The following is an 11,516-nucleotide window of genomic DNA, read 5'->3' on the forward strand; positions in this document are numbered from 1 at the left end:
CGGCCTTCTTGGCACTGAAGAGGGAGTAACCCAACTTTGGGCTTATCGGGTGTATCTCTTCAGCTTATTTGCAAATTCATTCCGTAGCCTCTTCCACTCCATCTTGAACCAGGGCGTATAGCGTTCCGCCTGCGTGACCAACTCGGCATCAAGCCGTGTTGGCGATATCCAGCACCAGTCGGCGATTTCCTGTCGGTTGGGCCTCGGCTCCTCGTCGCTGATCCCCAGATAGACCCAGCACAACTCATGCTCGGCCCCGTCCGGGTCGAACTGTGCCTGATAACGGAACTTGTAGAGGTAGTCGAGCTCCGCCTCGATGCCGACCTCTTGCCATAACCGCCGGTGAGCCGCCTCTGCCATACGCTCGCCTCGGCGAGGATGACTGCAGCAGCTGTTGGACCAGTACAGCGGCCACAGGCGCTTGCCTGCAGCACGCTGCTGAAGGAGAAGCTCTCCGTCACGATTGAAAACGAACAGCGAGAAGGCCCGATGCAAGACGCCATCGCCTTCGTGACACTTGGCTTTGCTCAAATAACCCAGTTCCTGGTCCTCGTCATCGACAAGGATCAGTTCCTCATCATCGAACGAGACGGTCTCGTCGCGCTCGCTTGCGCCTGTTTTAACCAATGGTCACCTCCATGGCCTGATAGCCGGCTTCTTGCATGGCGTTGACGACACGCTCGGGGCTCTCCGGGCAAAGGGCGATCATGGAACCGCCGCCACCGCCGCCGGTCAGTTTCGCTCCCAGTGCGCCATTGTTTCGGGCAACTTGGATCAACTCTTCCACTTCCCAACTGGAGACTTGCAGCGCATTGAGCAGCCCCTGGCAGATATTCATCAGCTCTCCCAGTTGCTCCAGGTCGTAACTCTCGATGGCCTTCACCCCTTGCAAGGTCAGTGAATCGATTTGCTCGAAGATACCCTCATAGAGTCCCGGGCTTTTCTCCCATGCCGCCCTCACACGCGCGACCATTTTTGCCGTAAGACTCTCCACGCCACTCATACCGATGACCAGGGGAATGGGGGCAGGCACGCTGAGCTGGCGTTTGACGGGCGGCTCTCCCATTCGATACAGCAAAAAACGGCCGAAGGTCGCTATGGTGTTGTCGATCCCGGACGGCGTGCCATGGGCGACTTTCTCGCATTCATAGGCCAGATCGTTGAGCTCATCATCGCTGAGCCCCAGCTTGAAATGCTCATCCAGTGCCCGGATGACGGCCACGGCCAAGGCTGCCGAGCTGCCGAGCCCCATGGCCCGGGGTATCTGAGGGAAGACTTCGATGAGCATCGGTCGCTCGGCCAGCCCCAACTTTTCCAGGATCATGCCGATGGGCCTGTCGAACGAGCGACGTTGCTCGGCCTGGCTCTCCAGCCGCTGTTCCACCCCCCAGCGGGGAATGATCAGACTCACCCCTTCATGGGCCTCCTTGACCCTGGCCTCGATAGCAAGCGGCACCGGCGCGGCAATGGCATGGCTGCCGTAAACCACGGCGTGCTCCCCCAACAGGATCACCTTGCCGTGGCCGGTTGCGAGAGGCTCGGCATGCTTTGCGGCAAGCGTGCTGTCCGCCGCCTGGGACATCCCTTCAAGCTCGGCGACAAGTTCCTTGGCCTTCCAGATCTTGATTTCTCCGCTCTCGATTAGCCTTTCGACCACCGTATCGAACATGGCGGCCGAAGCACCGGCCGCTGTCGCCACGCTGCGTGCATGCAAGGTCATATGGCCTTGCTGGATGCCATCGGTGACCAGGGCTCGCAACGCCGCGAAGTTCTGCGCCAACCCCACCGCGCCCATCACCTCTGCCAGCTCCCGGGCGGATTGCAGGCCCAACAGGCGATGATTGACCGCCACCACGGGATTGGACTGCTGTGTGCCGCCGACGATACCGACTTTGAGCGGTATGCTCAGTTCGCCCACCAGACTGCCGTCCTCGCCGCGATACCAACGGGTAAGCGAACTGTAGCGACCACCTCGTGCCGCATAGGCATGGGCGGCGGCCTCGAGGGCGCGCCAATCATTGCCGGTGGCGAGTGCCACGGCATCGATCCCATTCATGATGCCCTTGTTGTGGGTGGTAGCCCGATAGGGATCCACCGTGGCCAGGTCAGTCGCCAGGATGATGCCATCACGCACCTCGCTACCCTTGTAGCCCTTGCCTTCGAGCCGCTCGACGGGAATCACCGCCTTCGCCCGAACCAGCGCGCGGTCGGCCAGGTTCGAGAGAATGCGCAGAAAGACCTTGCCCTCGGCAATGGTCTCGATCAGGGAGGCGACACCTTCGCACATGGTATTGACCAAATTGGCCCCCATGGCATCGCACGTATCGACCAGCAGGTGCACCACCAGCATGTCACCAATCTCCGTGGGTGCCGGGTGCAGATGAACCTCCAGATCGCGCGCACCGCCACCGCGGGCCACCATATTCGGGTGCAGGCTGTTGGCAAGGTTGATGACCTCGTTCTTGCGCTGCAGAAGCCTGGCACGTGCCTTGGCCACATTGGCGACTCCTACCACCTGGATCTGACCGATGAGTAGCGGGTCGTCGCTCTCCACCTCGAAGCCACCTGCCGCTCGGACAGTTTTCGCCGCAGAGGACAGTGCCGCGACGATGGATGGCTCTTCCACCACCAATGGCACGACATAGTCGCGACCGTTGATGAGAAAGTTCAATCCCAGCCCCACCGGCAGGCCCAATACGCCAATCACGTTCTCGATCATCTTGTCGGCGCGATGGGCCTTGAGTATGTGCTCACCGGTAGCCAGTGCCCGGTAATCCTCATCGCTCAGCAGCCCGCGTTCGCGCATGGCGCGAACCCGTTCGGGCACCGACAGCTTGTAGAACTCAGGAATGCGTGATGTATGTTCCATGGGTCTCCCCCTCGCTTGTTTCTTCTACCCTCACCTCACAACCCCGCGAATCCGGCTGCAGGTTCAGACAAAGAAAGCCGGCCGATTCGCTGAGCCGGCGCAGATAATCCAGCCGCTCCGGGTCATTCGAAGCCGCGACACCAATATCTCCCCCGCCGGCTCCCGAAGGCTTGTACACAATGCCCGCTTGCCGAGCGAGTGTTGCCAGGCGGCGATGTTCGGCACTGTAGATATCCAGTCCCGAGGCATCACCCAAGGCACGCAATCCGTCACCGTATTCCGCCATTGCCCTCAACAGTTCTTCCGGCGAACCCGCCTCAAGGGCACACGAACCATCACGGGCCAACGCTTCGAGTCGTCCCATCAGCCAAGTGGCCACCTCCGGCCGCGCCTCCCGCCAAGCCTGCAGGCGCGTCAAGAACTCGCCCGTGGAGGCCGCGCGCCCACTCCAGAGACATAACAGCCGGATGCTGCCGGGCAACGCGACAGGGATCACCCTGGGCATTGCCTGGGTATGACTCTCGAGCGTATAGAGAATGGCACCGCCATAGAGACTCGCCGCCACGTCAAGACCACTGCCTCGACCACCCTGCAGCGACCGATGCCTTGACAGCAGCGATGGCAATTGGGGTAGCGGCCTGTCCTGGCAGGCGTTTTCCCGCGTGGCGCCCGCTGCCGCCATCAAGGCCACCGTGAGTGCCGCACTGGAGCCTAAGCCGAGTTTCACGCCTCCCGGTTCATGGAAGGCTCGGGTATCGAGCATGAGACTTCCCCGCTCGCTAGCGGCGTCAAACCATGCTTCCTTGCTCAGCATCTCAATCAGCCGTTGCACATAGCGCAACCGGGACCGCTCGGCCTTGCTCAAGTCGAGCCAGCGCACCGCGTTGTCGGCATCCAGCGTGAAGTGAACTTCCCGTTCCAGGTAAGGCTGACTGATCAGGGTCCAGTCCTTGTCCTTGCCCTTGTCCAGCTCCACCCGCGCCCGGCGGTCGACAGCCAGTACCAGGGCCGGCGCCCCCTCCAATACGGCATACTCACCAAACAGCACCAGCTTGCCCGGTGCCGAGGCCAGGATCCTCATATTGCCTCCTTGGATTCCAGCACCCGCGCTCCGTCCCCCAGGCCACTTAGGCGCACTTCGCGCACACCGGGCACCTCAGCGAGACATTGCGCAACGTCTCGGCTCCAGCCAGGCAGGCAGACAGCCTTGAGCTGGGGGCCAGCGTCGACGGTGAAGAACACGGGCGTGCCAGCGGAACGCAACTCGCGCACGCAATGCATGAGTTCCACGGTAACGCCATTCCAGTACAGCAAGCCGGGACTAGCCGACAGTGCCAGTCCATGCATTGCCAGACAGCTCGCCTCGCTGACCTCGGCCAGGCGCTCGAAATCCCGGGCAATCACGGCCTCACGTGCCACCTCCAGTCGCCTCGGCGCATCCTCTATCCAGCCACGATAGAAGGGAGAAGTACGCGCGGTATGCACCATACCCATGCTGGAGCCAATGGACTTGGGCCCCGGTGCAGTGATCGCTACCGCCACTTCCAGAGGCCAGGAGGATGCCGCCAACAGTGGCCGGGCAATGGCATCCTGGCCGTCGTCGCGGCTACCACAGGCCATCTCCACGAACCCACCGAAGATGGAGCGTGCCGCGGAAGCCGACCCCTGCCGGGCCAGCGCGGAGAGCTCGGCGAGCGGCAGCACCAGCCCCAGGGCGTGAATGGCTGCCACCACCAGTGCGGCGAAGCCGGAGGCGGACGAGGCCAAGCCGGCACCGGTGGGAAAGTTGTTGAAGCTTCTGACATCGGCAAAGGTGCTAACCCCCGCGTGGTGACGCAACCGTTCGAGCATGGCGCTGACGCGCTGGAACTGTGCATCATCCCTCTTGCCGTCAAGCATGAAACGGTCCTCGCCCAGGGTCTCGTCGAAGCGGACTTGCGTTCGTGTCCATAGCGACTCCAGGGTGATCGAGAGGGAGGGCACGGCAGGCACGTTCAGCCGTTCATCGCGCTTGCCCCAGTACTTGATCAAGGCGATGTTGGGCTGGGCCTGGGCGGCTGCTTGCATCGGCATGACGCTCTCTCCAATAGTCAGGCGGCATCCACCACGGGAACGGAACCTCAGCCATTTCACGGCTTCACTTCGCGATTCCGCTTATCCATGGGGACCAGACAAAAGGGCAAGCACGTCGTCAGCGGGACCGCAATAACGCCGGCAACACAACGAGAGTACAAAGCAGGATCAATATCATCCCCATGGCCAGGACAACCCCCATGCTGGCCGTGCCACGATGGGGCGACAACGCCAGGTTTCCGAAACTGACGGTCGTGGTCAGAGCACCGAACAGGATGGCGCGGGCCGTACTGGTCTGGAGTACATTGCTCACTGTCTCGTTGACGTAGTACTCGCGATAGACCATGTGGATGCCATTGTCCACGCCGACCCCCAAGAGCAGTGGCAACGCGATCACATTGGCAAAGTTGAAGGGAATGCCCGTCAGCGCCATCACAGCCCCGGTAAGTGCGCTGCCGAGCAATAACGGCACCAGAACCTTCAAGGTGAGCAGGATGTTGCGCAGAATCACCAGCAATACCAGGCTGATCCCGCCAAAAGCGTACAGCAGCGCCTGCTGAAAGGCCTTGACCACGGCATCACCCGATTCCAACTGCAATATCGGTGTGCCGGTCACCTCGGGTACCAGGTTGCGCACCGCCTGAATGAAATGTCGCTGTGCCTCGAGCTGGCCGAGATCTTCTGCCGGCATCACCTGCACGAGATAGGTCCCGTCGGGACTTCGCCACCGCGACAGGAGATCGTCCGGCAAGGTATCCAACGTGACCTGTTGCGCCTGCAACGCCATCTGCAGTCGTTGCATGCTCAATGGCAGGGTACTCAGAAGCTGATGCCGAAGTCCGTCGAACAGCCTGTCCCTTGCCGCCGTATCCCTTTCGAGTCGCTCCTGCAGTACTGCCAAGTGTTCACCCAGCCTGTCGGTGACTTCGGAAGAACCAGACTCCGGCTCGCTGTCACGCAGCGCCTGACGCAGTTCGGCCAGTGCTGTGATGACATCATCAGCGGAACGCTGCCGTGGCGTGAACGACGCCGTCAGTAGAACGGGCCCCAGCAGCAGCTCCATCTCCTCGATGAGCATCAGCTTCTCCCCTTGCTCTGGGGGCACGAAGTCGAAGAGGTTGATGGTACCGTCCACAGCCTCCAGCGCCTCCAGCCGTTCCGACAGTGCCGCGACTTCCTCCGGTCTCTGCGCCAGTACGACCAGGTTGCGCCGAGTAAAGGGCTCTGCGGCCAATAACTCGATCAGAGTGGTCACTGACTCGCTGGTAGGATCGCGCAAATTCAAGGGATCCGCATCGAACTGGAGCCTGGGCAACAGCGCCACTGCTGCCAGCCCTGCAATGCCCGCCCCCCAGCACACTGCACGCCAGTGATGCTGCGGCAGGGCAAGCAGCCTGCTCGTCCAGCCGGGCATGGATAGCGCCATGCCCGGTTTCGTTGCCGTCGTGGGCCAGGTGAGTTCCAACAGGGCCGGCAGCAAGGTAAAACTCACCGCCAAGGTAATGAACATGGAGGTCCCGGCGATCAACCCCAACTCGGCGATACCGACAAAAGCAGTGGGCACGAAAGCGAAGAAGCCTATCGCAGTCGTCACGGTGCATAACGTCAGCGCCACTCCCATATGATGGCCGGTGGTAACCAGCGCTACCCGAGGTGGCTCGCCGGCCTCCAGGCATTCGCGGTAACGCAAAAGGAAGTGGATCGCAAAGTTGACCCCCAGGCCCACATACAGCACTGCAAAAGCGATCGAGATCAGGTTGAGGTGGCCAACGATGAGGGTGGCGATGCCCACACTGAGAGAAAGCCCTACAAACAAGGTCACAAGAGCGATCGACATCAGCTTGAGCGAACCGAGCCCCAGATACAGCACTGCCATGACGAAGACGAGGGCCAGCAAGCCGGCCAACCGCGCGCCCTCGAGAGTGCTTATCAACTCCTCGAATTGCAGCGCCACTTTTCCAGTGACGCGTACCGTCGTGGCACCCTCACTGTCGTCGAAGCCAAGTTCACGAATCGTCTCGCGAACGGCTTCCATCGCCTGTCGGCCGGCCATCACGCGGGAATAATCGAGTCGAGGCTGAACGATAACGATCTCTCTCGCGACCTTGCTCACATCCTCGCCGCGCATTAGCTGCTGCCAGGAAACCAGGGCATTGCGGCCTTCCAACCTCTCCACCACGGCTCGGTCCACTTCAGCGAGAACGCGCTCCAGCTCCAACCCGCCTTCTCGCGCGTTACCAACGGCCTGAGCCAGTACCTCGAACAGCCTTGCCAAGCTGGTCTCGTCAGCCAACCGGGCAAGCAAGGGTTGAGCTTGGGCCAGCCGATCAACGAGTAAAGTCAGCTCCTCGGTCTTTAGAAAAAGCAAGCCGTTACGCTCAAAGAAATCGCCACCCCGAGGGAGGTAAACCGCCTTGATGAGGTCCTTCTCGGCTCCTAGCCGCTGGACCAAACGCTTGGCCGCTTCACTGGCCGTCTCCGGTGTCTCGGACTGAACGACCAGTACCAGGGTATCCTCGTATTGGGGAAATTCCTGCTGGTAGCGATCGTAGGCGCGCTGAAATGGCAACTCAGGATCGAGCATGTTGGTAGTGTCAGTATCAATACCGAGGTAATTCGCGGCATGGAAAAGAGAGAGCCCGGCTAACAACAGGGTGCCAAGGGTGAACCAGCCGGCACGAGAGACGACCAGCCTGACCCAATACGCGAAAGCAGCGGCTAGCCTAGGTGTCATGAACGTTGGGCAAGATCGTCGATCTGTCTATGGAGTTCTTCGAGCAAGGCCATGAACCCCTCGTTCTGTAATAACCAGGCGTACTCGGAGCGCCTGAGCGCCAGGTCGCTGACGCCATCGGCCAGGACATTGACAATGGCCCATCTGTCATCGCGCCGCAGGAGGAGGTAATCCAGCTGTACCCGGGTACCCTTGGAGGTCACCAGCACCGTCCTGACCACCATGCGCCCGGGGGAGACTTCCCGGCTACTTACATGCTGGAAGCGTTCGCCGTTGTAGTTGTCGAAGCGGCTAGCGTAAGTGGCCACGCTAAGTCTTCGAAACACCTCCAGGAACTGTTGCTGCTCCTCTCGCTCCAGGCGGGATGCATAACGGCCGAGCACGAAACGTGCAATATAGGGAAAGTGATGGGTCCGTTCGATGACGGGCTGTAACTGCTCGTATCGCTCCTCATAGCTGATTTCCGACCCTGCTTTCATGGACTCGATCAAGGCTTCATGCAGATCGGAGACAATAGTCGTGGCCGCGGCGGTGGACGCTGATGCCCCGGGCGCGATCGATGCCATCGACAATATCATCACGACAATCAGTATTCGGTTAACATCTTGATACCTGGTCATGGCGTATCTCGATGCAGCCCGAAACGATACATCCCGAAACACAGTCGGTCGCCATTTCATCCCCTGGCCCATCCAGCAAGACGGTTATGTCGCGTCGGGCACGCCGGCACCACTCGCCGCGCAGGCATTGCGATACTTGGCCAATGCCCACAGTGGAAAGAAACGCGCGTAGCCGTGGTACTTGAGATAGAAGACGCGTGGAAACCCCGGAGCGGTAAACCACGGCTCGTCCCAGAGGCCATCCTCCCCCTGGTGCTCCAGCAACCAGCCAATGCCACGCTGCACTTCCTGCGAGTGTACTTCTCCGGCAGCCAGCAAGCCGAGTAACGCCCAGGCGGTCTGATGCGCGGTACTGACTTGTGCCTGACCGGCCAGTTGCGGATTCTGGTAGCTGTCGTTGGTCTCGCCCCAGCCACCGTCACTGCGCTGACAGCTCTTGAACCAGGTTACGGCTTGACGCACCCACTCTTCTTCTGCCGAAACCCCTGCCTGTTCCAAGGCTGTCAGCACCGACCAAGTACCATAAATATAGTTGGTGCCCCAGCGACCGAACCAGCAGCCTTCCGGCTCCTGGGCCCTGCGTAGAAAAGCCAGACAACGCTCGATCGCGGGGTGGTCCTGTTCACGGCCGAGCCGCCCCATCAGGGCTAGCACGCGGGCGCTGACATCGGCAGTGGGAGGATCCAGCAGTGCGCCATGGTCGGCGAACGGAATCTCATTCAAGTAGTAGTGGGTATTGTCAGCATCGAAGGCAGCAAAACCACCATTCTTCGACTGCAACCCACGCAGCCAGTCGATGGCGTGCCTGATCGCCGTCAAGTGGTGCTCTCCCCCCTGAAACTCGTCCAGTGCCCACGCCACCGCAGCAGTGTCATCCAGATCCGGATAATGCGGATTGGCATACTGAAACGCCCAACCGCCGCACGGCAGGTCAGGCGCCTGATCCGCCCAGTCACCGCGCAACTGACATACCTGACGCTCGCACAACCAGTCGAGCGCTCGCCGAACCGGCTCCCGCACTCCCGGCTCGCGGGTTTCGTTCAATGCCAGGCACACCAGTGCCGTATCCCATATCGGCGAGACGCAGGGCTGACAATAAGCACGATCCTCGCCGATTACCAACAGCCTGCGCAGTGCCTCCCAGGCCTGACGGCGCAGGGGATGGTCTGGTGCATAGCCAAGGACCGCCAGCGACTCGTAAGCATTGACCATGGCGGGAAAAATGGCCCCCAACCCATTCACGCCATTCAGTCGCTCGACGAACCATGTCTCTGCCCGATGAATGGCATGACGGCGCACGAACCCCGGAATCAGCGGCTCCAAGAGGCGGCCGGCCCGGTCGAGGACCACAAAGACCTTGTTGAGCAGTGACCGGGCCGGAAAGTAATGCCGCTCCTGTTCGGGCGGAACAACGAACAGCTCACGGACCTGCACTTTTCGAGGGTTGGCTGCTTGCGCCCTGAGACTGCACAGCAACATCAGTGGCACCATAACGGTGCGCGACCAATACGACACTTTGCTCAAATGAAAGGGGAACCACCGTGGCAACAGCACGACTTCCACAGGCATGAACGGTACCCCACGCCAAGGGATTTGCTGAAACTGTGCCAGTGCAATGCGGGTGAAGACATTGGCACGCGCCGCGCCTCCCCGGGCGAGCACCGCCTCACGCGCGCGACGCATGTGAGACGCGGCAGGATCGTCTCCGGCGAGCTTCAAGGCATAGTACGCCTTTACCGTACAACTGAGGTCGGTTTCTCCCTGGTAATAGAGAGGCCAGCCGCCATCGCTGTTTTGCCAGCTACGAATATAGACAGCCAACTTGTGCTGCAGCGTCGCATCGATCTCATCCATGAAATGCATCATCAAGATGTACTCGGATGGAATGGTGCAGTCAGCTTCAAGCTCAAAACACCAATGCCCATCGGAGCGTTGATGATCGAGCAGGCCTGCCACGGCCCTATCGACCGCCCGATCCAGGCGGCGGGTATCGTCTTCGACGTTCCTTTGCCATGCTCGAGCGAGCTGCTTCATACGTGCCACGTCATCCATACGTGGATTTCCTCCGAAACGACGTTGGCCATGGCCAAGACAATCTGCCTACTCATCGCCATCGCGTGGCAGTTGGCTGCCACTTGCAACTCGAGAACCACCGCCCGCCGTCGGCTCGGTCACCCAGGCGCTCAGTTCCGGATCCGGTCCCGAAAGTTGCGTGAACGGTAGCCCCGTGGTCACACCGGAGAACAACAACTTGAGCATCCAGTCGTGACGTGCCGTCAGGCTGGTACCAATGATGGTGGCTCTGACAATACGACGGGAAACCTTGACCTGACGGCCACTGCTATAAGCCGGCTGAGCGTGTATCCGCCAGAGTGTGAGCACGGCAAGGCCGATGGCCCACAGGCAAAAGCGTCGGATCCCCGTCTCTTGCGGCGGAACCGTGAGGGTATAGCGAAAGGCGTTGTGCAAATGGGCGTGTGCAATACCGATCATGTAGCGCAGTGCTGCCGCGAACGCCGCGTCGCGTCGGCCTGGGGTCATGCCAGCCAACTCCACACCAAACTCCCGAAACTCTTTACAGGGCAACCAACAGACACCATGTTGTCTATCCTCCCAGAGATCCTTGAGGATATTGGTAAGCTGTAATCCTTCACCGAATGAGGGAGCGAGAGCCAGCATGTCAGCACGCTTTTCGCATATTTGACGGGAATGTTGGCAGAACAGCTCAGTGAGCATTTCACCGACGACACCCGCGACGTAGTAGCAATACCGGTCCACCTCGCCCAGGTCTGCCAAGCCCTTCAAGCTGGCATTATTTTGATACCAGCCCATGCCCTGACACATGATGCTCACACACTTGACCAGCACCTGCCGTTGAGGCGCAGCAAGACTATGGGTGTAACGCACGATCAACGAGGTGTTGGCCATCAACTCTCGCTCGTCCGGTAACGTGGCTTCGGAGAGCAACGATGTGATCCGCTTCGCGAAGTCCTGTGCCTTTGTTTCTCCTTTTAGCACTGCCAGAAATTGTTCATGGAAGATGGCCTTCTGTGAGGCAGAAAGCACAGGCTCGTCCTCTATAGTGTCCGCAATACTGAACCGCCCCGGGATTCCCGGAGACTCCATTTCTTGAGAGGATGGAGTGATGACAACATCGAAGAAATACTCACCTGAGGTGAGGGAACGGGCGGTTCGGATGGTGCGCGAGCACCAGGATGAA

8 protein-coding genes are annotated in these 11,516 nt (G+C 60.4%); all 8 read right to left on the reverse strand.

The window, feature by feature from the left end; genetic code table 11:
- Positions 1 to 42: 42 nt before the first annotated feature.
- Positions 43 to 627 carry an isopentenyl-diphosphate Delta-isomerase gene (idi, locus tag IE093_RS16100; RefSeq protein ID WP_189470948.1) on the reverse strand — a complete coding sequence of 195 codons (585 nt, stop codon included), beginning with the start codon at positions 625 to 627 and terminating at the stop codon, positions 43 to 45.
- The gene (locus IE093_RS16105; protein WP_189470949.1) at positions 620 to 2,869 is read right to left on the reverse strand and encodes a hydroxymethylglutaryl-CoA reductase, degradative; all 2,250 of its coding nucleotides are present in this window, start codon (positions 2,867 to 2,869) and stop codon (positions 620 to 622) included. The genes idi and IE093_RS16105 overlap by 8 nt, the downstream gene beginning before the upstream one ends.
- Entirely contained in the window at positions 2,844 to 3,950 is a 1,107-nt protein-coding gene (locus tag IE093_RS16110) for a mevalonate kinase family protein (RefSeq protein WP_189470951.1), read from the reverse strand. Before IE093_RS16110 ends, IE093_RS16105 begins: the two co-directional genes overlap by 26 nt.
- On the reverse strand, positions 3,947 to 4,942 hold the full coding sequence (gene mvaD / locus IE093_RS16115; RefSeq protein ID WP_229803653.1) for a diphosphomevalonate decarboxylase: 996 nt from the start codon (positions 4,940 to 4,942) through the stop codon (positions 3,947 to 3,949). Before mvaD ends, IE093_RS16110 begins: the two co-directional genes overlap by 4 nt.
- Before the next feature lie 118 nt (positions 4,943 to 5,060).
- Positions 5,061 to 7,676 (reverse strand): MMPL family transporter, encoded by a 2,616-nt coding sequence (locus tag IE093_RS16120; protein ID WP_189470953.1) that lies wholly within the window; start codon positions 7,674 to 7,676, stop codon positions 5,061 to 5,063.
- The gene (locus IE093_RS16125) at positions 7,673 to 8,368 is read right to left on the reverse strand and encodes an ABC transporter substrate-binding protein (protein WP_308427207.1); all 696 of its coding nucleotides are present in this window, start codon (positions 8,366 to 8,368) and stop codon (positions 7,673 to 7,675) included. Before IE093_RS16125 ends, IE093_RS16120 begins: the two co-directional genes overlap by 4 nt.
- 12 nt (positions 8,369 to 8,380) lie before the next feature.
- A complete protein-coding gene (gene shc / locus IE093_RS16130) occupies positions 8,381 to 10,348 on the reverse strand; it encodes a squalene--hopene cyclase (RefSeq protein WP_229803654.1) in 1,968 nt (655 codons plus the stop codon).
- A 48-nt stretch (positions 10,349 to 10,396) separates the two neighbouring features.
- Positions 10,397 to 11,516, reverse strand: a 1,120-nt coding sequence (locus IE093_RS16135) for a phytoene/squalene synthase family protein (RefSeq protein WP_189470957.1), incomplete at its 5' end; no start/stop codon positions are given.

It is taken from the genome of Litchfieldella qijiaojingensis, from assembly GCF_014651875.1.
Classification (GTDB): Bacteria; Pseudomonadota; Gammaproteobacteria; order Pseudomonadales; family Halomonadaceae; genus Litchfieldella; species Litchfieldella qijiaojingensis.

Bases quoted from the DNA above. Each gene is read 5' to 3' on its own strand.
- mvaD (WP_229803653.1), bottom strand. From the start codon at position 4,942: ATGCCGATGCAAGCAGCCGCCCAGGCCCAGCCCAACATCGCCTTGATC.
- shc (WP_229803654.1), bottom strand. From the start codon at position 10,348: ATGGATGACGTGGCACGTATGAAGCAGCTCGCTCGAGCATGGCAAAGG.
- IE093_RS16120 (WP_189470953.1), bottom strand. From the start codon at position 7,676: ATGACACCTAGGCTAGCCGCTGCTTTCGCGTATTGGGTCAGGCTGGTC.
- IE093_RS16110 (WP_189470951.1), bottom strand. From the start codon at position 3,950: ATGAGGATCCTGGCCTCGGCACCGGGCAAGCTGGTGCTGTTTGGTGAG.
- IE093_RS16125 (WP_308427207.1), bottom strand. From the start codon at position 8,368: ATGGGCCAGGGGATGAAATGGCGACCGACTGTGTTTCGGGATGTATCG.
- IE093_RS16105 (WP_189470949.1), bottom strand. From the start codon at position 2,869: ATGGAACATACATCACGCATTCCTGAGTTCTACAAGCTGTCGGTGCCC.